Origin of the sequence: Achromobacter sp. ACM04 (assembly GCF_014851465.1) — a bacterium.
GTDB classification, from domain to species: Bacteria; Pseudomonadota; Gammaproteobacteria; order Burkholderiales; family Burkholderiaceae_B; genus Achromobacter; species Achromobacter aegrifaciens.
In genome coordinates this window covers 231,739-253,788 of record NZ_JACUZS010000005.1, presented here as the reverse complement: position 1 = coordinate 253,788, position 22,050 = coordinate 231,739, and the positions used below count along the sequence as shown (strand labels likewise).

Genomic DNA, 22,050 nt, shown 5'->3' with positions numbered 1-22,050 from the left:
GACCTAGAAATTGAACCCCATGCATTTTGTCCGCTACGCCCTCTTCGGCGTAGGGATGGCGCTTAGCGCCGCGGCGGCCTCGGCCCCGATTTTCGTCCTGAACTCCCTGGACGCCAACGTCAGCATCGTCGATCCGGCCACCTACAAGGAATTGCGGCGCGTGCCCACGGGCAAGGAGCCGCATCACCTGTACCTGACTCCCGACGAAAAGTCGCTCATGGTGGCCAACGCCACCAGCGATTCGATCACGCTGATGGATCCCAAGACCGGTGAAGTGCAGCGCACGCTGACCGGCATCGTCGATCCCTACCAGCTGCAGTTCTCGCCGGACATGAAGTGGTTCGTGACCGCGGCCAACCGCCTGGACCACATCGACATCTATTCCTGGCATCCGCTGGAAAAAGGCTTCGACCTCAAACTGGTCAAGCGCATCCAGGCTGGCAAGACGCCCAGCCACATCATGATCGACAAGGCCAGCACCACGGCCTACGTGACGCTGCAGGACAGCGATCAGCTCATCGCCATCGACCTGGCCACGCAGACGCCGAAATGGACGGTGTCGGTGGGCAAGACGCCTGCGGACGTATTCCTGACGCCCGACCAGAAAACCCTGCTGGTGGCGCTGACCGGCGACTCCTACGTCGAGGCCTACGACGTCAGCAGCGGCCCGGCCAAGCTGGTGACGCGCATCAAGACCGCCGCGGGCGCCCACGCCTTCCGCGCGCAGGGCGACCACCGCCACCTGTTCGTCAGCAACCGCACCGCCAACTCCATCAGCCGCATCGACCTGCAGACGCTGGCCGTCACCGACACCTTCCCGGTGCCCGGCGGTCCCGACTGCATGGACGTGCTGGCCGATGGCAAGACCCTGCTGGTCACCTCGCGCTGGGCCCGCAAGCTCACCGTGGTGGACCTGGAACAGAAGAAGGTGGTCAATCAGGTGCCGGTGGGCAAGTCGCCTCACGGCGTCTGGACGCTGAACCATGCTCCTACGAGATAAGCGCGTCCACGCCGCGGTGATGCTTGCGCTGGCCTTTCCCAGCATGGGAATGGCAGCGCCAGCGACCTGCGACAAGCCTGTCTACCTGACGTTCGATACCGGCCACATGGGCGTGGCCCCGCTGATCGCGGACGTATTGGCCCGCCACAACGTCAAGGTCACTTTTTTCCTGGCCAACGAGCGCACGCTGACCGACGGCTCCAGCCTGGATGACGTGTGGGCGCCCTGGTGGAAGGCGCGCGCGGCGGAAGGCCATGTCTTCGGCTCGCACACCTATGACCACGTCTATTGGCAGGCGGATCTTCCTGGCGGCAAGTTCCGCGTCAAGCCCAGCGCCGGCCCGGACGCGGGCAAGCGCGCCGAATGGACGCCCGAGCAGTATTGCGCCGAGATCAAGCGGTCCGTCACCCGTTTCCATCAGATGACGGGCAAGAACATGCTGCCGATCTACCGCGCGCCGGGCGGCAAGACCTCGCCTGCGCTGCTGAAGGCGGCCAAGGCCTGCGGCTTCGAGCACGTGGGCTGGGCGCCCGCCGGCTTCCTGGGCGATGAACTGCCCAGTGACAAATACCCCAACGCCCGCCTGCTGGACCAGGCGCTGCGCACCATCAAGCCCGGCGACATCCTGCTGGCCCACCTGGGCATCTGGTCGCGCCAGGATCCGTGGGCGCCAGCCGTGCTGGAGCCGCTGATTGAAGGTTTGCAGCGCAAGGGCTATTGTTTTGCTACCTTGGACACGCACCCGTCCTATCGCGATTGGATCGCTAATCATCACTGATCATGGATACGCTTAGTCAATTGTTCGGAGAGTGCCAGCAATGGCTCTTCGAAACGGCGATTCAGCCCGCGCTGTTCCACCTGGGCATGAGCAACTTCATCGAGGACGGCTACGACGCCACCATGTGGCTGCTGGTCGGCCTGCTGCAGATTGTCGTGCTGGTTTTGGTGTTCGGTCCCCTGCAGCGCCTGCGCCCCGTGGAGGCGGTTACCGACCGTCGCCAGATCGGCATCGACGTGCTGTACACGCTGATCCACCGGCTGGGCGCTTTCCGCCTGCTGCTGTTCTTCACCATCGACCCGTTGTGGGACAGCGTGTTTGGTCAGCTGCACGTCTGGGGTTTCGCGCCTTTCCAGCTGGACCAGTACTGGCCCGGCGTGACGGACAAGGCCTGGGTCAGCCTGATCATCTACCTGTTGCTGTTCGACGCGGTGGATTACATCTACCACCGTGCCCAGCACCGTTTCGGCTGGCTCTGGGCTTTGCACGCCGTGCATCACAGCCAGCGCCAGATGACCATCTGGAGCGACGACCGCAACCACCTGCTGGACGATATGCTGCGCGACGTGCTGGTGGTGTTCGTGTCGCAACTGGTGGGCGTGCCGCCGGCGCAGTTCGTCATGGTGGTGGCCATCACTCAGCTGGCGCAGAGTTTCTCGCACGCCAATCTGCGCATGCATTTCGGCGCCATCGGCGAGCGCCTGCTGGTCAGCCCGCGCTTTCACCGCCACCACCATTCCATCGCCTACGACGCCTCCACGCCGGGTCCGGTGGGCGGCTACAACTTTGCGGCGCTGTTTCCCATCTGGGACGTACTGTTCCGCACCGCCCGCTTCGGCGTGGGCTACGGCCCCACGGGCATTCATGACCAGCAGGCGGAACTGGGCGGGCGCGATTACGGCCGCGGCTTCTGGTCGCAGCAGTGGCTGGGCTTGAAACGCATGGTGGGCCGCGACCGCGAACCCGCCGCCGCGCCGCCGTCGCCGCCGGCCTCGGTTGAACGCGCCTGAAAGCGGCCTGGCCTCAAAGGCCGCGCATGAAAAAACGAGCCCGCTGGGCTCGTTTTGTTTTGGGCGGGTAGGGAATTCCGTTTCAGGGTTGCGCGTCGTGCGTGGTTTCGCGCTTGATCTCGCCGTGCCGGCGTTCCATTTCCTGGCGCAGTTCGCGGCGCAGCCGGGCGGCTTCCATGCGTTGCTTCTCTTCCAGGTTGCGCGGTTCCAGCGGCGGCACCGCGGTCGGCGCGCCCTGATCATCCACCGCAACCATCGTGAAATAGCAGCTGTTGGTGTGGCGCACGAGCTTCTTGCGGATGTCCTCGGTGACGACCTTGATGCCGATTTCCATGGACGTGCGGCCGGTGTAGTTCACCGCCGCCAGAAAGGTCACCAGTTCGCCCACGTGGATCGGTTCGCGGAACACGACCTGGTCCACGGACAGGGTCACCACATATTGGCCGGCGTACCGGCTGGCACAGGCGTAGGCCACCTGGTCCAGGTACTTGAGGATGGTTCCGCCGTGCACATTCCCTGAGAAATTCGCCATGTCCGGCGTCATCAGGATGGTCATCGACAATTGGTGGCTAAAGGCTTCGTCCATGGCGGGCGTTCAATCTTGGATAAAACGCCTATGGTAGCGGCAGGCGCCTGTCATGGCTGCGTCTTTTCAGCGGCTTGCGGGGTTTCTTGCGTCGCTTCTTCGGGCGGGGCGTCGCGCAGCAGGGCGGGGGGCGTCCACAATCCGTCCAGCAGGGCAGATTCCGGCGCATACACGCGCAGCAGCACGCTGACCGCGCCGGCGGCAGGCAGCGGCAGCCAGTTGGACTGTTCCTCGGGCGCGGGCGGCGCATGGCTGATGCGCAGGTCCAGCGAACCGTCGGCGTTGTAGCGCAGCGGGTCGCGGTCGCCCAGCGCGTAGCGGTTCAGTGGATTGGCCGACGGCATGCCTTGCGCGTCATAGGCCGCCAGCGACCACAGCGCCGCGGCGGGCGGCAATTGGCCGCTTTCGAAATGCAGCGTGTAGCCATGCGCGCCATCCAGCGGTGCGCCCTGGCTGTCGGCCGCCAGCAGCACGCTCAGGTCTTCGGGCAGGCCCGCGCCCGGCTGCGCCTGCGCCGCCAGGGCGCGCCGCAGATAGGAATTGCCGTAGACGCCGATGCTGGCGGTTTCCTGGTGCCAGCCGTTGACGCTGCGCACCGTGGCGCCGGCTGCCGCCGTCATGCGCTCGCGCGCCGCCCGCAGGCCGCGGCGCAAGCCCTGTTTGGCAGGATGGTCGAGCTGGGCGAAGTCGAATGGCCGGCCGGCGACCAGCCCGGCGCCGCGCAGCCTGGCCAGCACCGGCTGGTCGGTGGCATGCGGCGGGTTCTTGCGCAGCAGCTCCGCCGCATATTCGAAGTAGGCGTCGGTCGGCATGGATTCGACCTGCTCGCGCACGGGGATGCGCAGATTCAGGGAAGGATCGGCCTTCAACCGCTGCGCCTGCGCGGGCAGGTTCCATTGCGCCAGCGGCGTCACCAGGAAGCCGTCCTGCAAGGCGTGGAGCGCGGGGTAATCGGCAGGCCCATCGGCCTGGATCAGATTCTTGGCCCAAACATAGGCGGTGGGCGCGTCGATGCGCGCCATGCCCGAGGGCAGCACGCCGTTCCAGCCCGGCGGAACGATCACGGTATTGCCCTTGGCCGTGCCGGTGCTGCGCTTGCCCAGCGTGGCGAACACGTCGGTCCACATGTCCAGCAGCGTCAGCGTATAGAGCCGGCCTTGGGTATCCGGCACCGACAGCACCACCGGCCCGGACGTCAGGTCCAGCCAGCCGACGCTGCGCAGCATGTCGGGGTTGGCCCAGGGCGTGCCGGCGCCCGGCTGCGGCAGCGCACGCGCGTGCAGAAAGGTGTTGGCCGGCGCGCCGTCGGCGCCGCGGGACGGATGGGTGAACTGGCGGCGGGTCAGGTCCATCGTGACCAGCGGATAGAAGTACAGATAGCCTTCCATGCCCGCCTGGTGGGCGGCCTCGGTGGCCGCCGCCGCGGGAGTCAGCGCGGCCGGGGCCGCGCGGGTCAGCGTGGCGGGCGCGAGCGCGGCGGTGATGGACAGGGCCAGGGCAACAAGGCGGCGCATCGGCGCTCCTACGGTCATGCGGAAAACAGGAGGGAAGGCTGGAGGCGCGGCGTCCCCGAATGGGGAGCGTGGGGGCCAGTCCAGGCAGCCGGGAATGGTAGCAGCCGCAGGATCATCCAAAATCTGCGAAAAAACCCTATTTCGCCGCCAAATTTCAGACATAAGGAAGGTCTCTTTGGGGCCGGATGCCATGGCGCGTCCGTCCCGCAAAGCCTATACTTGGAAAAATATCCTTGGAAACCGTAGGGCTTTTTGCTTCGGCCAGCCAACGGCTTCCTCCATTTCACCAGGAGAGGAGTGTTTCATGGTCAACATGAATCGCCGCCAGTTCTTCAAGGTGACCGGTGCGACGCTGGCAGGCTCCAGCCTGGCTTTGCTGGGGGCAGCCCCCGGCACGGCCATGGCCGAAGTCCGCCAGTACAAGCTTGCGCGCATGACTGAAACGCGCAACACCTGTCCCTACTGTTCGGTCGCCTGTGGACTGCTGATGTACGGCTTGGGCGACGGCTCCAAGAACGCCCGTGCCAGCATCATGCACATCGAAGGCGACCCCGACCACCCCGTCAACCGCGGCACGCTCTGTCCGAAGGGCGCTGCCCTGATCGACTTCATCCACAGCCCCAACCGCCTGAAGTACCCGGAATACCGGGCTCCAGGTTCGGACAAATGGGTGCGGATGTCGTGGGACGACGCCCTGACCCGCATCACCAAGCTCATGAAGGCGGACCGCGACGCGAACTTCGTCGAGAAGACCGCGGACGGCAAGACCGTCAACCGGTGGCTGACCACCGGCATGCTGGCGGCCTCGGCAAGCAGCAACGAGGTCGGCTACATCACGCACAAGACTGTGCGCAGCATGGGGATACTGGCGTTCGATAACCAAGCCCGTGTCTGACATGGCCCGACGGTGGCAGGTCTTGCCCCGACGTTTGGCCGTGGAGCGATGACGAACCATTGGGTCGACATCAAGAACGCGGACGTAGTACTGATCATGGGCGGCAATGCCGCCGAGGCCCACCCTTGCGGGTTCAAATGGGTCACGGAAGCAAAGGCCCATAACAAGGCAAAGCTGATCGTCGTGGATCCGCGCTTTACGCGCTCGGCATCCGTGGCGGACTTCTACGCGCCCATACGCACCGGCACCGACATCATCTTCTTGGGCGGCGTCATCAAGTATCTGCTGGACAACGACAAGATCCAGCACGAGTACGTGCGCAACTACACGGACTTTTCCTTCATCGTGCGCGAGGACTTCGCGTTCGACGCAGGCCTGTATTCCGGCTACGACGCCGAAAAGCGCACCTACAACAAGGCCAGCTGGGACTACGAGCGCGGCGACGACGGCTACGTCAAGACGGATCCGACGCTGGCGCATCCGCGCACCGTCTACCAGTTGCTGAAGAAGCACTACTCGCGCTACACCGAAGACATGGTCGAGCGCGTCTGCGGCACGCCCAAGGACAAGTTCCTGAAGGTGTGCGAGATGCTGGCTTCCACCGCCACCACCAACCGCGCCGCGACCATCCTCTACGCGCTGGGGTGGACGCAGCACTCCATCGGTTCGCAGATCATCCGCACGGGCGCGATGGTGCAGCTGCTGCTGGGCAACATCGGCATCGCCGGCGGCGGCATGAACGCGCTGCGCGGGCACTCGAACATCCAGGGCCTGACCGATCTGGGCCTGATGTCGAACCTGCTGCCCGGCTACATGACCCTGCCCAACGAGCCCGAGCAGGACTACGGCAAGTACATCGAGTCGCGCACGCAGAAACCCCTGCGGCCCAATCAGCTTAGCTACTGGCAGAACTACAGCAAGTTCCACGTGAGCCTGATGAAGGCCTGGTGGGGCAAGTCCGCCACGGCCGAAAACAATTGGGCGTTCGACTACCTGCCCAAGCTGGACAAGCTCTACGACATGCTGCAGGTCTACGAGCTCATGAACCAGGGCAAGATGAATGGCTACATCGCCCAGGGCTTCAACCCCCTGGCGGCCGCGCCCAACAAGGCCAAGCTGAACGCCGGTTTCGCCAAGCTGAAATTCCTGGTCATCATGGATCCGCTGGTCACCGAGACCTCCGAGTTTTGGCGCAACGCGGGCGAGGCCAACGATGTGGATCCGTCCAAGATCCAGACCGAGGTCTTCCGTCTGCCGACCACCTGTTTCGCCGAGGAAGACGGCACGCTGGTGAACTCCGGCCGCTGGCTGCAATGGCACTGGAAGGGCGCGGAGCCTCCGGGCGAAGCCAAGAGCGACATCGAGATCATGGCGCTGCTGTTCACGCGCCTGCGCAAGATGTACCAGGACGAGGGCGGCAAGTATCCCGATCCCATCGTCAACCTGTCGTGGCCGTACTCCAATCCGCAGAATCCCACCGCCGAAGAGCTGGCCAAGGAATACACCGGCAAGGCACTGGTGGAACTGACCGACCCCAAGGATCCTTCCAAGGTCACCCGCAAGGCCGGCGAGCAATTGGCCGGCTTCGCGGAACTGCGCGACGATGGCTCCACCATCAGCGGCTGTTGGATCTTCGCGGGCGCCTGGGGGCCTGGCGGCAACCTGATGGCGCGGCGCGACAACAGCGACCCGACCGGCATCGGCCAGACCCTGAACTGGGCCTGGGCGTGGCCGGCCAATCGCCGCATCCTGTACAACCGCGCCTCCTGTGACGTGGCGGGCAAGCCCTTCGATCCGCGCCGCAGCCTGATCTCCTGGAACGGCAAGTTCTGGACCGGCGCGGACATCCCCGACTTCAAGGGCGATGAAAATCCCGACGGCGGCATGGGTCCGTTCATCATGAACCCCGAGGGTGTGGCGCGCTTCTTCGCGCGGGCGGGCATGGCCGAAGGGCCGTTCCCCGAGCACTACGAACCCTTCGAGACGCCGCTGGGCTACAACCCGCTGTATCCGAAGGCCAAGGGCGTCACCAGCAATCCGGCCGCGCGGGTCTTCAAGGACGACCTGGCCGCGATGGGCACCGTGGACAAGTTCCCCTACGTGGCCACGACCTACCGCCTGACCGAGCACTTCCACTACTGGACCAAGCACGTCCGCATCAACTCGATCCTCCAGCCGGAGCAGTTCGTGGAGATCGGCGAGGCGCTGGCCAAGGAATTGGGCATTGCCAACGGGTCGCGCGTGAAGGTGTCGTCCAACCGCGGCTACATCAAGGCGGTGGCGCTGGTCACCAAGCGCTTGCGCGCGCTGACCATCGAGGGCAAGACCGTGCACCACGTGGGCATCCCCATCCACTGGGGCTTCGTGGGCCTGGCCAAACCCGGCTTCCTCACCAACACCCTGACGCCGTTCGTGGGCGACGGGAATTCCCAGACGCCGGAATTCAAGTCGTTCCTGGTGCAGGTCGAGAAGGCCTAAGGAGACCGACATGTCCATGCAATCCCTAGACATCAAGCGGCGCTCCGCCACCACCACGCCGCCGCCGGGCATCCGCGAGCCCGTCACGGGCTCGGTGGCCAAGCTGATCGACGTCTCCAAGTGCATCGGCTGCAAGGCTTGCCAAAGCGCCTGTATGGAATGGAACGATCTGCGCGACGAGATCGGCACCAACGTGGGCGTCTACGACAACCCTGCCGACCTGACCGAGCATTCCTGGACCGTCATGCGCTTCTCCGAATACGAGAATCCGCAAGGCGACCTGGAATGGCTGATCCGCAAGGACGGCTGCATGCACTGCGAGGATCCGGGCTGCCTGAAGGCCTGTCCCTCGCCGGGCGCCATCATCCAGTACAACAACGGCATCGTGGATTTCCACGAAGAGAACTGCATCGGTTGCGGCTACTGCATCACTGGCTGTCCATTCAACGTGCCGCGCATCTCCAAGAAGGACCACAAGGCGTACAAGTGCACCCTGTGTTCCGACCGCGTGGCCGTCGGCCAGGAGCCGGCCTGCGTCAAGGCCTGTCCCACCGGCGCCATCGTCTTCGGTACCAAGGAAGACATGACGCAGCACGCCGAGGAACGGATCGTCGACCTCAAGTCGCGCGGCTTCGACAAGGCCGGCCTGTATGACCCGCAGGGCGTGGGCGGCACCCACGTCATGTACGTGCTGCATCACGCCGACCAGCCCGGGCTGTACCACGGGCTGCCCAAGGACCCGCAGATCAGCCCCATGGTTTCGCTGTGGAAGGGCCTGGCCAAACCGCTGGGCGTGGCCGCCATGGCCCTGACCGCGCTGGCGGGCTTCTTCCACTACGCCCGCGTTGGCCGCAACGAGGTGTCCGAGGAAGACGAACGCCGTGCCGAAGAGGAGGTGCGCCATGAGTGAAGACCGCCATCACCGCCGGATCAAGCGCTACACGCCAGGTGAGCGCACCAACCACTGGATCATCGCCTTCACGTTCATCCTGTTGGCACTGTCCGGGCTGGCGTTGTTCCACCCGTCCATGTACTGGCTGACCAACCTGTTCGGGGGCGGTCCCTGGACGCGCATCCTGCATCCCTTCATCGGGATCGTGATGTTCGTCTGCTTCGTCGTGTTCGCCGGCCACATGTGGCGGCACAACCTCATGACGAAGGCCGATCGCCAGTGGATGCGGCAACTGAACGACGTGGTCGAGAACCGCGAGGAAAAGCTCCCGGAAGTCGGCAAGTACAACGCCGGCCAGAAGCTGCTGTTCTACGTGTTGATCCTCTGCATGCTGGGCCTGTTCGTCAGCGGCATCGTGATCTGGCGCGAGTACTTCGCGTTCTACTTCCCGATCTGGGTCATCCGCGCCGCCTCGGTGGTGCATGCCGTCAGCGCGCTGGTGCTGATCTGCGCCATCATCGTGCACATCTACGCTGCCATTTGGGTCAAGGGTTCCCTGACCGCGATGCTGCGCGGGTATGTGACGGCGGGTTGGGCGTGGAAGCATCACCGCGCCTGGTTCCGCGAACAAATCAGAAAATAAAGCTGACGGGGCGCGCTGGCAGGCGCGTCCCGCTTGCTCTGCGGCAAATGGGCCTCTCCTGGCGCCCACGCACCCGCCCAACGGCTGCTATCCTTCTCCTTGAAGGCTGGCAGCCGTGTTTTTTTATCTGGAGACGCAAGTGCAGCGAATTCTTCCGCGCGGCGAGATCGAAGCGCTAGACCATAACCGCATTCCCCAAGTCAGCCTGCCGGACCGCGCGTCGGTTTTTGCCACGCGTGCAGCCCGCTTGCGGCAGCTGGCGGCGGATAGCCCGGTGGCCGACTACCTGCTGCTGATGGCGCATCTGGTCGACGCCCAGCACCGCGCCTTGCAGGATTGCGCCGCGCCCGCGGCCTCCGAGGAGCGCATTTCGCTGGCGCAGGCGCATGGCATGCCGCCCCTGCAGGCCGTGGGCTGGCCGCGCGACCCCTTGTGGCGCAACATCCTGGGCCAGCTGCTGGACCACGTCGCCAGCGCCAAGGACGTGCCGGCCGAGGCCATCGAAGTCTGCGCCGGCCTGCGCCGCGCGCTGACCGAGTCCCCGGAGTCGCTGGAGGATCTGGCCGAGGCCGTGCTGTCCGAGCAGGACCAGGGCGTGGACGGCGCCGCCGCTCCCTTCGTGATGGCGGCCCTGCAAGTCTATTGGACCGATCTGGCCAGCCGTTTCGACGAAAAGCAGTTGCCAGTGGCCAGTCCCTTCGGCGTCTGTCCCGTTTGCGCCAGCCTGCCGGTGGCCAGCGTGGTCCGCGTGGGCGGGCAGTTCGAAGGCTACCGCTACCTGTGCTGCAGCCTGTGCGCGACCCAGTGGCACATGGTGCGGGTGAAGTGCTCGCATTGCGAAGACGTGGAATCGGTGGCCTACCAGGCCATCGAGGGCCGCACGCCCGCCATCAAGGCCGAAACCTGCGACCACTGCCACACCTATCGCAAGATCTTCTACCAGGACAAGGACCTGCAGGTGGAGCCCGTGGCCGACGACCTGGCCAGCCTGATGCTGGACGTGCTGGTCGGCGAGGCCGGCTATTCGCGGGCCAGCGGCAATCCGTTGCTGTGGCACGGATCGGAGCCGGGAGCAGAGCAGTAATGGCCGCGCCAGCGCCCGCAGGCGGCGTGGCCGCGGTCTCGGAGATCCCGTCGCTGGACCGGTTGCTGAATGCGCCGGCCATGCGCGCCGCGCTGGACGGGCACGGCCGCACGCAGGTGGTGGCAGCCCTGCGCCGCGACCTGGACGCGATGCGCGAACGCGCGCTGGCCGGCGGGTTGCCGCGCCAGGAATTGGAGGCCGACGCCGTGGCGGCGCGCGTGGCCGCGGCCCTGGCCCGCGCCGCCGAGCCCAAGCTGCGGGCCGTGTACAACCTGACCGGTACGGTGTTGCACACCAATCTGGGCCGGGCGCTGCTGCCCGACGAGGCGGTGGCGTCGGTGCTGCGCGCCCTCACCACCCCCGCCAACCTGGAGTTCGACCTGGACACCGGCGGGCGCGGCGACCGCGACGACCTGATCGACGAACTGTTGTGCGACCTGACGGGGGCCGAGGCCGCCACCGTGGTCAACAACAATGCGGCCGCCGTATTGCTGATGCTCAATGCCCTGGCAGACCGGCGCGAAGTCGTGGTGTCCCGGGGCGAACTGGTCGAGATCGGCGGCGCGTTCCGCATTCCGGACATCATGAAGCGCGCCGGGGCCAAGCTGGTCGAAGTCGGCACCACCAACCGCACCCATGCCGCCGATTACGAAAACGCCATCGGCCCGCGTACCGCCATGCTGATGAAGGTGCATTGCAGCAACTACGCGGTCACCGGTTTCACCAAGAGCGTGAGCGTGGCCGAGGTGGCGGCGCTGGCGCACGCGCGCGGCCTGCCCGCTACCGTGGACCTGGGCAGCGGCACGCTGGTCGACCTGACCCAGTTCGGCCTGCCCAAGGAAGACACCGTGCGCGAAACCATCGCGGCCGGCGCGGACCTGGTCACCTTCAGCGGCGACAAACTGCTGGGCGGCCCGCAGGCCGGCCTGCTGGTGGGCCGCAAGGACCTGATCCGCAAGATCAAGAAGAATCCGCTCAAGCGCGCGCTGCGCGTCAGCAAGCTGACGCTGGCGGCCTTGGAGCCGGTGTTGGGCCTGTACCGCGCGCCCGAATTCCTGGCCGATCGCTTGACCACGCTGCGCTTGTTGACCCGCCCGCAACGCGACATCCAGCCGCAGGCCGAGCGCCTGCGCGGCGTCCTGGCGCATGCGGCGGGCGAGCACTACGCGGTAGAGGCCGTGCCCATGTTCAGCCAGATCGGCAGCGGCGCCTTGCCCGTGGACCAGCTGCCCAGCTACGGCCTGGCCGCGCGCTACACCGGCAGCGGCCGCGCCGGCCGGCACCTGGACAAACTGGAGACGCAATTGCGCCGCCTGCCCGTGCCCGTGATCGGCCGCATTGCGGACGACGCCCTATGGCTGGATCTGCGTTGCCTGGAAGCGCGCGACGAACCGGCCTTCGCCGCGCAACTCGCGGAGCGCCTGGCGTGATCATCGGCACCGCAGGCCATATCGATCACGGCAAGACCACGCTGGTGCGGGCGCTGACCGGCATCGATACCGACAGGCTCAAGGAAGAGAAGGCGCGCGGGATTTCCATCGAGCTGGGCTATGCCTACACCCCGTTGCCCAACGGCGACGTGCTGGGCTTCATCGACGTGCCCGGGCACGAGAAGCTTGTGCACACCATGGCGGCCGGCGCCAGCGGCATTGATTTCGGCCTGCTGGTGGTGGCGGCGGACGACGGCGTCATGCCGCAGACGCGCGAACACCTGGCGATCCTGACCCTGCTGGGCGTGGAACGCGGCGCGGTGGCGCTGACCAAGACCGACCGCGCCGATGCCGGGCGGCTGCAGGCAGTGCGCGCGGAAATTGCCGAACTGTCCGCGGGCACCTTCCTGCAGGATGCGCCGCTATACGCCGTATGCGCGTCGCAGGCCGGCGACCCGGGCGTGGCGGAACTGAAAGACTATCTGCACGGCGAGGCTCAAGCCCTGCGCCAGCGCGACAGCGCGGGCCTGTTCCGGCTGGCCGTCGATCGCGTGTTCACCCTGGCCGGCCACGGCACGGTGGTGACAGGCACGGCCCATGCCGGACTCGCGCGCGCGGACGACGACGCTGCCGACCTGCGGCTGATGCCTGCCGGCACACGCGTACGCGTGCGCAGCATCCATGCCCAGAACCAGCGCAGCGAAACCGGCGCGGCCGGCCAACGTTGCGCCTTGAATCTCGCCGGCATGGACAAGAACGCCATCGCGCGCGGCGACTGGATCGCGGATGCGCGCTGCTTTTTGCCGTCGCGCCATGTCGACGTGGCGCTGGCGCTGCTGGCAACCGCCGACGCGCCGGTGCGCGCATGGGCGCCGCTGCATGTGCACATCGGCGCCGCGCGTCACGTGGCGCACGTGGTGCCGCTGAGCGCGGAATCGCTTGCCCCGGGACAGTCCGGCTGGGTGCAGCTGGTGTTCGACGAACCCGTCTGCGTCATGCCGGGCGACCGCTACATTGTGCGCAACGCGCAGGCCACGCGCACGGTCGGCGGCGGCCGGGTGCTGGACCCGAACGCTCCTGACCGCAAGCGCCGGTCCGCCGCGCGCATGCAGTGGCTGCAGGCGCTGGCGGCCATGCTGGACGGCGCCGGCCTGCATCCCGTGCTGCAGCACGCTGCGCTGGGGCTGGACGAAGACGCCTTGCAGCGCCTGACGGGCAAGCCTGTAAATGAGATCGCTGCGCCGCCCGCTGCGGTATGGCTGGAGGCGCGCACGCCGCAGGCGCCGCGCACCCTGATCCTGACTGCCCATTGGGACGCGCTGCGCGCGCGCGTGGAACAGGCGCTGGCGGCCTTCCATCAAGGCGCGCCCGACGAGCCAGGCCCTGACGGCCCGCGCTTGCGCCGCATGGCCATGCCCATCGGCCCGGATGCGCTGTGGCAGGCGGCGCTGGACGATCTGCAGCGCGATGGCCGCATCGTGCGCAATGGTCCCTGGCTGCACCTGCCGGGTCATAGCGCAACCTTGGCGCCCGAGGAGTCGGCGCTGGCCGGGCGCGTGCTGCCCCTGCTGGCGGCCGGCGCCTTCGACCCACCCTGGGTGCGGGATCTCGCCCGCACGCTGGGCGAGCCCGAGGACCGCATGCGGCAGCTGCTGCGCAAGCTGCTGCGGCGCGGCGAAGTGGCCCAGGTGGTGAAGGACCTGTTCTATCACCGCGACCAGGTGGCGGCGTTGGCAGCGCTGGCGCAAGGCCTGGCGGCGCAGCCCGCGGGCTTGAACGCCGCGTCGTTCCGCGACGCTACGGGCCTGGGCAGAAAGCGCGCGATCCAGATCCTGGAGTTCTTCGACCGCGTGGGGTACACGCGGCGTTTGCGCGACACGCACGTGTTGCGCCAGGAAAGCGCCTACGGAAGCCCGCGGCAGGCGCAGTAACCCGGTATCATGGGCGGCCACCGTGGAAGGCATTCGTGCCCGGTGGCACGGCTGGGCTTCAAACCCAGTTGGGGGCGTCAGACGTTCCCAGGTAGGTTCGACTCCTGCTGCCTTCCGCCATCCCTTGCGCGGCGCGCTAAGCCCGCAGCATCCCTGTCACCACGCCGCCTACCCGGTCCGATTTCCAGTCCAGTTGTCCCAGATGCCAATATCGGACGGATCCGCCGCGGTCCACCAGATAGTTTGCGGGCAGGCCGACTGCATCCCATTGCTTTGACGCCGTGCTGTTCCTGTCGTGCAGCACGGTACCCGCGACCGGCCATTTCGCCAGAAAGGCGTTGATCCTGGCCGCCGAATCGCCGACGTTCACGGCCACCAGGCGCAGGCCTTCTTCGCGGTGACGTTTGGCCATGGCGGACATGATGGGGATTTCATCGCGGCAAGGGTCGCACGAGGTGGCCCAGAAGCTGACGATGATCACGTTGCCGCGCCAGGCGGCGAGCTTCTTTTCGCGGCCGGCCAGATCGGGCAGGGCCAGCGGCGGCGTGGATGCGGTCCAGGGCGCCCAGTCCGGGCCGGTGGCCTTCTTGAGCGCATCGTCGCTGGCGGCCCGGGCATACCAGGGCAGGGCCGCCAGCGACAGGCCGGACTGCAGGAGTAGACGGCGGCTGATCATGGCGGTCCCCGTGGGTGGGCAGCAGGCGGACTCAGAGGGAAAGCGGCCTGGCGCTGAGCTTGTAGCTGAAGCTGGCGGGATCCAGGCTGTCCAGCCGGCCGTCCGAGGTTTCGCCGTTGGGATACATCAGGAAAGGCACGGGACCGTGGGCAGCGCCCGGCAGGACCACGTCGTGGCCGTGGTTGTATGCCACCCAGTTCATCTCCCAGGCGCCGAACAGCATGACGCGCGCGGCGCGAACCTTGGCATCGGTCAGCGGCAGTTCGCCGGGCGGCTCTTCCAGCATGACCTTGCGCACATCGGCAGGGTCCACCGGCACCCAGCCGTAGCCCGCGGCATAGAACTCGGCGCGGCAATGCTGCGCCTTGGTGACGTCGCCCGCCTTGCCCAGGCTTTTGTAGCCGAACTCGGAGTCCGCCACCCGCAGGCCATAGGCATCGCGGGCCGGTATGCCGGCGGCGCGGGCCAGTGCGACAAACAGGGAGTTGATGTCGGCGCACTTGCCGTTCAGATCATTGGCCGTGAGCATGTAGCGCACGTCGCCCACGCCGCAGCCGCGGGTGGACGCGGTTCTGCAGGTGTTCTCGACCACCCATTCGTAGATGGCGCGGGCCTGCGCCAGATCGCCGCGGTGGCCGCGGGTGATGCGGTCGGCGGTGCTCTTGACGATGCCGTCGGTGGGCAGCAGCGCGGTAGGCTGGAGGAATTCGCGTAGCGCGGCCGCGCTTTCACGTGGGACGTCGGCCGCGGGCGGCTGGCTCAGGTCCACGCGCCGGTTGCGGGTCTGGAAGCGGCTGGTGACCGTGACCTGGCGCGGCGCCTGCGCGTCCGGCCATTGCACGGCCAGCATCTGCACGCCGTAGCCGGGCGCCTGGGTCAGTTGGGCCACGCCGCCGCCGCTGACCTGCCAGGCGCTCTGCGCGCCGCGCTGGTAGGTGGTGTCAGTGGCGTAGGGTACCGGGATCCAGATGCGCGCATGCGCGCCCGGATCCTGCACGGTGATGTCGGTGGTCAGTTCGAAGGCGCGCCATCCGGCGCTGACAGGGGCGAGTCCCGCGTGCGCCGCCCTGGGCAGGGCCGCGCTGGCGGCGCACAGGGCGCCCGAGAAACGGAGGAAATGTCGGCGATCCATATAGCCCTCACTCACGGTGAAGATTGGCTGTCGGTGCGCCCGGGGCCGGGCGGCCGTCCGTTGCTGCGTGCTGCCGGATCATCATAGGGCCAATCCCGGGGGCGGTGCTATCCTTTTCCACTGACCTATGGAGATTCAGATGACCACCCAGGATGTTGCCAGCGCGGCGGTGCCGCGATTGACTTCGCTTTCGCACGGCGGCGGCTGTGGCTGCAAGATCGCACCCGGCGTGCTGTCCGAGTTGCTCAAGCGCTTCGGCCCGGCGGTCAGCTACCCTGATCTGCTGGTGGGCACCGAGACGGCCGACGACGCGGCGGTCTACCGGCTGAACGACGAGCAGGCGCTCATCGCCACCACCGATTTCTTCATGCCCATCGTCGACGACCCCTACGACTTCGGCCGCATCGCCGCGACCAATGCGCTGTCGGACGTCTACGCGATGGGCGGCACGCCCATCATGGCGCTGGCCATCGTGGGCATGCCGATCAACGTGCTGCCGCATAGCGTCATTGCCGACATCCTGCGCGGCGGCGAATCGGTCTGCAAGGACGCCGGCATTCCGGTGGCCGGCGGCCACAGCATCGACTCCGTCGAACCCATTTACGGCCTGGCGGCGATGGGCCTGGTGCATCCCGGCCGCATCAAGCGCAATGCCGACGCGCGCGCTGGCGACGTGCTGATCCTGGGCAAGGCATTGGGCGTGGGCATCCTGTCGGCCGCGCTGAAGAAGAACCGGCTGGACGACGCCGGCTACCGCGCCATGATCACCGAGACCACGCGTCTGAACCGGCCGGGGCCTGCGCTGGCCGCCATGGAAGGCGTGCACGCCATCACTGACGTGACGGGCTTCGGCCTGTTGGGACATACGCTGGAAATGGCGCGCGGCGCGCAGCTGACGGCGCATGTGCGGCGCGATGCGCTGCCCTGGCTGCCCGGCGTGCAGGCCTTTGCCGCGGACGGCGTCATCACCGGCGCGTCCGGCCGCAATTGGGCTTCCTATGGCGCGTCCGTGCGCCTGGGCGAGGGCGTGAGCGACACGGAGCGGGCCTTGTTGACCGATCCGCAGACCGCCGGCGGACTGCTGGTGGCCTGCTCGCCGGACGCCGCGCAGGCCGTGCTGGACCTGTTCCGCCAGCACGGCTTCGAGCAGTCGGCCATCATCGGCGACATGCGGGCGGGCGAGCCGGAAGTGCGCGTCGACTGAAGGCCCCTGGCTGGCCTGGGCGCTAGCGCGCCTGGCCGGCGCGGCCCAATTCCTGCACCTGGTAGTTGATCTGCCAGTGCAGCAGCTCCGTGTAGGCGTTCAGGCGAACCTGCTCCGCCCATTGTTCCGCCGTCGCGTCCTGCTCTTCCTCCAGCGCCAGCCCTGATGGACCTGCCCAGGGCAGGATGCGGCCGGGTTTGCCCGGCCGGAATACGCCTTCATCGGTCAGCAGCACGTGCTTGCTGTTGAAGCCGAAGCACCAGGCCGGATCGGGCTGGGCGGCCAGCAGGTCGCAGCCACTGCGGAAGTAGGCTGTTTGCGGCAGGCTCAGGTGATACAGCGTGGGCAGAATGTCCTTGTGGCTGCCCACGCGCGCCGGGTCGTAGCGCGCCTGCGCCCGGTAGGCCGGCGGCACGTACAGGTAGAACGGCACCGCGCGCGCCAGCGCCGCGTCCTTCGGGTCCTGATAATCGATACCCAGGATGTTGTGGTCGCCGGTCACGGCGACGATGGTCCGGGACGCATAGTCCGATGACTTCAGGCGCGTCAGGAAGCGACCCAGCTGATCGTTGGCGTAACGCAGCGTGTCGAATGCGGCAGCCAGCGCATCCCAGGTCTTGAAGTAGGGCAGGCTGGCCACATCGTCCAGGGGCAGGCCGCCGCGCTGCCCGCCGTCGGGCACGATGAACGGCGGATGGTGAGTGGTGGACAAGGCGATGATGAAGAGCGGCTGGCTGTCCTGAGTGCCTTGCGCCAGCCGTTCTTCGATATAGCGGAACATGTACTCGTCCGGTACGCCCCAGGTTCCGGTCCGTGCTTGGGGATAGCGCACCTTGAGGGTCTGCTGGTCCACGAATTCATTTGCGCCCAGCTTGGTGGCGAAGACGTCGAGGTTGCGCCATGTGGCGGCGCCGGACGTAACGAAGACGACCCGGTAGCCGCGCTGCAAAAAGGGCGTGAAGGCATTGCTGGCGAATGGCGTGTCCACCGCCGACGATTGGCCGACGGCCGCAATGGGGCTACGCACCAGCAGGAGGCTCAATGATTCGATGGTGCCGTTGCCTTCGGCCACGAAGCGCTCGAACACCCAGTCCTCGCTCCAGTGCGGACGCAGCGCGCCGAGCACGTCGCGCCCCGGACGGTCATACGAGTTCAGGTGTGTCCCCATGCTCTCCATGACCTGCAGCACCACGTGCGGAGGCCGCGCCGCAGCCGCCGGATTGGGCCCGGTTGCGGCCATGAAGGGCCGCAGGCCAACATCCGGCCAGCCCAGGAAGCGCTCATAGAGCTGGCGCCCCTCTCGCAAGGTGACGGGTTCGAAGCGCTTGTCGTTGCCGCGGTCGGACAGGGCCCAGGAAAAGGCCGAGACGCCATTGGGCGCGATGTCGTTGAGCAGGCGCAGCGACGAGATGCTGGTGTCGTCCTTGTTGAGCGGAAACTTGCCCAGCGATCCTCTGCAGGCCAGCACGGTGACGCCTATGATCAGCGCAAACCGCAACAGGCTGGGGATGAACGCGCGGCGCTTGAACAGCATGCCTTGCACCCAGCCACGCCAACGGCGGCCGAGCCACCAGGTTCCCGCCAGCACCGCCGCCAGCAGCAGGCCAGCCTGCGCCAGCGGGTAGCCATGCCACAGGGTCATCAGGATGGCCTGGGTGTCGTCGTCCACCAGCCCGAACACGAAGATGTCGATCGAACGGGAAAATGTGGCGAAGTAGAAGACGCTGATGATCGTGATGGCCGCGAACAGCGTCGCCATGGCTGCGCCCAGCCCCGGCAGATGGCGCTGCCAGCGCCGTTGCAGGCCGGGTCTGGCCGCCGCTGCCATGGACAGCAGCAGCAGCGCCGAACAGGCGATGCTGGCGACCTTGATGTCGAACAGCAGCCCTGTCGCCAGGGTGCGCCGCACGTCCTGCGGCAACGCGTCATAGGTCCCCGGCGCGGCATAGCGCAGCAGCAGGTAGCCGCGCCCGGCGCTTTGCGCCAGGACGCTGATCAGCCAGGGGGCCAGCAGGACCAGAAAGGATCGTTGAAAATTGACGAACCAGTCTTGCCACCCGAACGCCGGACGGAAAAGCCTAATCAACATCTTGGGAGCAGGGTTACGGACCAGCGCCGCAATCTACCGGAGCAGCCATCCCAAGTTATGAAGATCTGTATGGATTTTGTAGCGGCGCGGCGCCTACACGGTCAGGTCGCGCGCGGTGGCTTCGGCCTGTTCGATCAGCCAACGCGTGACGACCTCGGCGTCCGGCGTGGCGCGGCGTGTATTGCGCACCAGCCAATAGGCGTGCTCGGTGGCGCTGGCGGCCTGGCCGCCGACGGCCTCCAGCCGTTTGTCCGCCAGCATCGGCGCGATCAGCGCCAGCCGGCCCAGCGCGATGCCGTGGCCCGCCAGCGCCGCGTGCACGATCTGGTCATACTGGTTGAAGCGCAGCATGCCCCGGGCGGGCACCCGGGCAAGGCCGCGCGCATTCAGCCATTCCGACCATTGCAGCCAGGGGCGCGTCGGGTCGTCGAATTCCAGCAGCACATGGCGTTGCAGTTCCTCGGCATCCAGCAGGCGGGCCTTGAGCGAGGGGTGGGCCACCGGCACCACCGCCTCGCCGAACAGCCAGGCCGCGCTGTCTGGCACGCCATCGCGCAGGCTGTAGCGAATGGCGATGTCCACGCTTTCGCGGTCGATGTCGATCAGCCGGTTGTCGGCCGCCACGCGCACGTCGATGTGCGGATGCGCCGCCTGGAAGTCCCCCAGACGAGGCAACAGCCACAGCGAGGCCACCCCGATGGTCGTGGTGACGGTAACGGGCGTGCGGCGCTCGGGTGCGCGCAGCTGCTCGGTCAGGTCGCCCAGCTGGCTCAGCCACACGTCGGCCATTCGGAACAGCTGCGCGCCCTCGGAGGTGAACGACACGCTGCGGAATCCGCGCACCAGCAGGGCCACGCCCAGGTGGGCCTCCAGCGCCCGGATCTGGCGGCTCACGGCCGACTGGGTCACATGCAGATCCTGCGCGGCCAGCGTGATGCTCATGCGGCGGCCCACGGCCACGAAGCCTCGGACCAGATCAAGCGGCGGGAGTTTGGCCAGCGGATATGGCATTCGTAAAACTCATGCGTATCGGACGGAAATGTCGCTTGAGCAATAGTACCTCCAGGGCGTTCAATAGGACTCAGACGACGGGTGTAAGGGCGCAAAGCCCGGCAATCCGCCGCGATCGCCGCCGCCGCGGCCCAGGGGTACGCCATGATCCAGGTATGTTGCACTGCGGGAATGTCATTCCGTTTGGCCGGCGGCTCGACTATGCTGCTCAAGCACGCCTCGGGCGTCCGCATCGTGTGTCACGCCGGCACCTTGTGGCTTTCCGAGTACCGGCGCTTCGATGACAGCGTGCTTCAAGCCGGGGATTCCATCACCGTCGGCAGCGATCGCGATGTCGTTCTCAGCGGCCTGCCGGATGCGCAGGTCGCGCTAATTTCGTAGCAGCTTGCCCCGGAGCTCCAGTCATGACCGCGTCCCTGCCCGATACGCCCCGCATCGAGATGTGGTTCGATTTCGCCAGCCCGTACAGCTATCTGGCCATCGAACGCATCGACGCCCTGGCACAAGAGGCCGGGGTGCGGGTCGATCTGCGCCCTTTCCTGCTGGGTCCTATCTTCCAGGCCCAAGGCTGGAACGACACGCCTTTCCGGCTGTTTCCGGGCAAGGGCGCCTACATGATGCGCGACATCGCCCGCCTGGCCGAAAAGTACGGGCTGGTCTACAACCGTCCCCGCCTGTTTCCGCGCATGAGCGTGCTGCCCGCCCGCATCGCGCTGCTGGGGCAGGACGAGCCCTGGGGCCGCGATTTCTGCGTGGCGGTGTTCCGCGCCAATTTCCAGCACGACCTGGACATCCAGTCCGAGGACGTGGTGCACGGGCTGCTGACGGACCTGGGGCTGGACGCCGCGGCGCTGATCGCCCGCGGCAAGTCCGAAGCCGCCAAGGAGGCGCTGCGCCGCCAGGTCGACCGTGCCCGCAACCTGGGGCTGTTCGGGGCACCCACGTTCTTTGTGGACGGAGAGATGTTCTGGGGCAACGACCGCCTGGAAGACGCGCTGGAATGGACCCGCCGCGAGGCGCCCGCCAGCGCCTGGAATGCATCGGCCACGCGCGCCTGAGCGCCGCCCAAACAAGTTTTTTCGTCAACCCAACTTCAGCAATGAAAAACGCCAGCAGTGCCTATCGCGGCGCGCCCATGCCGGGCGGCCGTTCGTTCACGCAATTCCGGGCCGCGCGCATCCGGCGCGTGTCGTTCCAGTGGAAACAGGCCGCAGCAGTCGGCATGCCGGACAAGGGCAGTCCGCAAGGCGGCTCGCGGGGCCGCTAGGGCCCCGCGCCAAACGCCGGCAGGGGCCAGTCAGCCCTTGCTGACGGGCGCCACCCGCGCCCACTCCTCGTCCGAGTACAGCCGCGAACGCAGCAGGAAGCGCTTGCCTTCCGCGCTGTCCAGCGAAAACGCGCCGCCCCGGCCGGGCACGGCGTCGATGATGAGCTGGGTGTGCTCCCAGTACGCGAACTGGTCCTCGCCCATGTAGAACGGGCAGCCTTCCAGTTCGCCGAGCAGCACGTCCGAACCGCCCACCATGAATTCGCCCTGGGCGTAGCACATGGGCGAACTGCCGTCGCAGCAGCCGCCGGACTGGTGGAACATCAGCGGGCCATGCTTGGCCCGCAGGGTCTCGATCAGGCTGCGCGCCTCGTCGGTGGCGACCACGCGCGGCGTTTGCTCTGCCATGTCAGGCTCCTTTGAGGCGCGC

20 protein-coding genes and 1 tRNA gene are annotated in these 22,050 nt (G+C 67.0%); 14 read left to right on the top strand and 7 right to left on the bottom strand.

All coding sequences use genetic code 11. The features are described from left to right. Positions 1 to 19: 19 nt before the first annotated feature. From IB259_RS26515 to IB259_RS26505, 3 genes are read left to right on the top strand one after another with little or no spacing between them, the layout of a single operon-like run. Complete coding sequence (locus IB259_RS26515) at positions 20 to 1,000, top strand: YncE family protein (RefSeq protein ID WP_175212804.1); 981 nt, start codon at positions 20 to 22, stop codon at positions 998 to 1,000. Further along, a complete protein-coding gene (locus tag IB259_RS26510; RefSeq protein ID WP_166738279.1) occupies positions 984 to 1,778 on the top strand; it encodes a polysaccharide deacetylase family protein in 795 nt (264 codons plus the stop codon). The genes IB259_RS26515 and IB259_RS26510 overlap by 17 nt, the downstream gene beginning before the upstream one ends. A gap of 2 nt (positions 1,779 to 1,780) precedes the next feature. Next, positions 1,781 to 2,788, top strand: coding sequence for a sterol desaturase family protein (locus IB259_RS26505; RefSeq protein WP_054455301.1), 1,008 nt, complete (start codon positions 1,781 to 1,783; stop codon positions 2,786 to 2,788). A gap of 82 nt (positions 2,789 to 2,870) precedes the next feature. Here IB259_RS26505 and IB259_RS26500 read toward each other — a convergent pair whose 3' ends face one another. Beyond that, on the bottom strand, positions 2,871 to 3,374 hold the full coding sequence (locus tag IB259_RS26500) for an acyl-CoA thioesterase (RefSeq protein WP_119451221.1): 504 nt from the start codon (positions 3,372 to 3,374) through the stop codon (positions 2,871 to 2,873). 50 nt (positions 3,375 to 3,424) lie between these two features. Then, positions 3,425 to 4,888: a DUF1254 domain-containing protein gene (locus IB259_RS26495; protein ID WP_192330544.1), complete on the bottom strand. Its 1,464-nt coding sequence runs from the start codon at positions 4,886 to 4,888 to the stop codon at positions 3,425 to 3,427. Between the two features lie 304 nt (positions 4,889 to 5,192). On the opposite strand from IB259_RS26495, the gene fdnG reads away from it, so the two are divergent. The 7 genes from fdnG to IB259_RS26460 all read left to right on the top strand — a co-directional run bounded on the left by fdnG (position 5,193) and on the right by IB259_RS26460 (position 14,361). Further along, entirely contained in the window at positions 5,193 to 8,261 is a 3,069-nt protein-coding gene (gene fdnG, locus IB259_RS26490) for a formate dehydrogenase-N subunit alpha (RefSeq protein WP_147400263.1), read from the top strand. Between the two features lie 10 nt (positions 8,262 to 8,271). After that, on the top strand, positions 8,272 to 9,171 hold the full coding sequence (fdxH, locus tag IB259_RS26485) for a formate dehydrogenase subunit beta (RefSeq protein ID WP_054455293.1): 900 nt from the start codon (positions 8,272 to 8,274) through the stop codon (positions 9,169 to 9,171). After that, a complete protein-coding gene (locus IB259_RS26480; RefSeq protein ID WP_119451218.1) occupies positions 9,164 to 9,796 on the top strand; it encodes a formate dehydrogenase subunit gamma in 633 nt (210 codons plus the stop codon). Before fdxH ends, IB259_RS26480 begins: the two co-directional genes overlap by 8 nt. 139 nt (positions 9,797 to 9,935) lie before the next feature. Next, positions 9,936 to 10,880 (top strand): formate dehydrogenase accessory protein FdhE, encoded by a 945-nt coding sequence (gene fdhE, locus IB259_RS26475; RefSeq protein ID WP_054455896.1) that lies wholly within the window; start codon positions 9,936 to 9,938, stop codon positions 10,878 to 10,880. Beyond that, positions 10,880 to 12,310, top strand: a complete 1,431-nt coding sequence (selA, locus tag IB259_RS26470; protein WP_192330542.1) for an L-seryl-tRNA(Sec) selenium transferase — start codon at positions 10,880 to 10,882, stop codon at positions 12,308 to 12,310. Before fdhE ends, selA begins: the two co-directional genes overlap by 1 nt. Continuing rightward, positions 12,307 to 14,241: a selenocysteine-specific translation elongation factor gene (gene selB, locus IB259_RS26465; RefSeq protein ID WP_192330540.1), complete on the top strand. Its 1,935-nt coding sequence runs from the start codon at positions 12,307 to 12,309 to the stop codon at positions 14,239 to 14,241. Before selA ends, selB begins: the two co-directional genes overlap by 4 nt. Positions 14,242 to 14,265: 24 nt before the next feature. Then, positions 14,266 to 14,361: transfer RNA gene (locus tag IB259_RS26460), tRNA-Sec, on the top strand. Positions 14,362 to 14,377: 16 nt separating this feature from the next. Here IB259_RS26460 and IB259_RS26455 read toward each other — a convergent pair. Then, on the bottom strand, positions 14,378 to 14,917 hold the full coding sequence (locus IB259_RS26455; protein WP_054455285.1) for a TlpA disulfide reductase family protein: 540 nt from the start codon (positions 14,915 to 14,917) through the stop codon (positions 14,378 to 14,380). A 31-nt stretch (positions 14,918 to 14,948) separates the two neighbouring features. Next, on the bottom strand, positions 14,949 to 16,049 hold the full coding sequence (locus IB259_RS26450; RefSeq protein ID WP_054455283.1) for a transglutaminase-like domain-containing protein: 1,101 nt from the start codon (positions 16,047 to 16,049) through the stop codon (positions 14,949 to 14,951). A gap of 139 nt (positions 16,050 to 16,188) precedes the next feature. Between IB259_RS26450 and selD the strand changes: the two genes are divergently transcribed. After that, the gene (gene selD / locus IB259_RS26445; RefSeq protein ID WP_192330538.1) at positions 16,189 to 17,253 is read left to right on the top strand and encodes a selenide, water dikinase SelD; all 1,065 of its coding nucleotides are present in this window, start codon (positions 16,189 to 16,191) and stop codon (positions 17,251 to 17,253) included. 22 nt (positions 17,254 to 17,275) lie between these two features. On the opposite strand, the gene IB259_RS26440 is transcribed toward selD, so the two are convergent. Together IB259_RS26440 and IB259_RS26435 are read right to left on the bottom strand one after the other, a co-directional pair. Continuing rightward, entirely contained in the window at positions 17,276 to 19,342 is a 2,067-nt protein-coding gene (locus IB259_RS26440; protein ID WP_192330536.1) for an LTA synthase family protein, read from the bottom strand. Positions 19,343 to 19,435: 93 nt separating this feature from the next. Further along, the gene (locus tag IB259_RS26435; protein WP_054455278.1) at positions 19,436 to 20,353 is read right to left on the bottom strand and encodes a LysR substrate-binding domain-containing protein; all 918 of its coding nucleotides are present in this window, start codon (positions 20,351 to 20,353) and stop codon (positions 19,436 to 19,438) included. A 171-nt stretch (positions 20,354 to 20,524) separates the two neighbouring features. Between IB259_RS26435 and IB259_RS26430 the strand changes: the two genes are divergently transcribed. The 3 genes from IB259_RS26430 to IB259_RS26420 are packed head-to-tail and all read left to right on the top strand — an operon-like array spanning position 20,525 to position 21,620. Continuing rightward, entirely contained in the window at positions 20,525 to 20,734 is a 210-nt protein-coding gene (locus IB259_RS26430; protein WP_082401069.1) for a DUF2917 domain-containing protein, read from the top strand. A gap of 23 nt (positions 20,735 to 20,757) precedes the next feature. Beyond that, positions 20,758 to 21,411 (top strand): 2-hydroxychromene-2-carboxylate isomerase, encoded by a 654-nt coding sequence (locus IB259_RS26425; RefSeq protein ID WP_054455273.1) that lies wholly within the window; start codon positions 20,758 to 20,760, stop codon positions 21,409 to 21,411. Positions 21,412 to 21,452: 41 nt separating this feature from the next. Further along, positions 21,453 to 21,620: a hypothetical protein gene (locus IB259_RS26420; RefSeq protein ID WP_166738452.1), complete on the top strand. Its 168-nt coding sequence runs from the start codon at positions 21,453 to 21,455 to the stop codon at positions 21,618 to 21,620. A gap of 30 nt (positions 21,621 to 21,650) precedes the next feature. On the opposite strand, the gene IB259_RS26415 is transcribed toward IB259_RS26420, so the two are convergent. Continuing rightward, a complete protein-coding gene (locus IB259_RS26415; protein ID WP_054455269.1) occupies positions 21,651 to 22,028 on the bottom strand; it encodes a DUF779 domain-containing protein in 378 nt (125 codons plus the stop codon). Positions 22,029 to 22,050 lie beyond the last annotated feature (22 nt).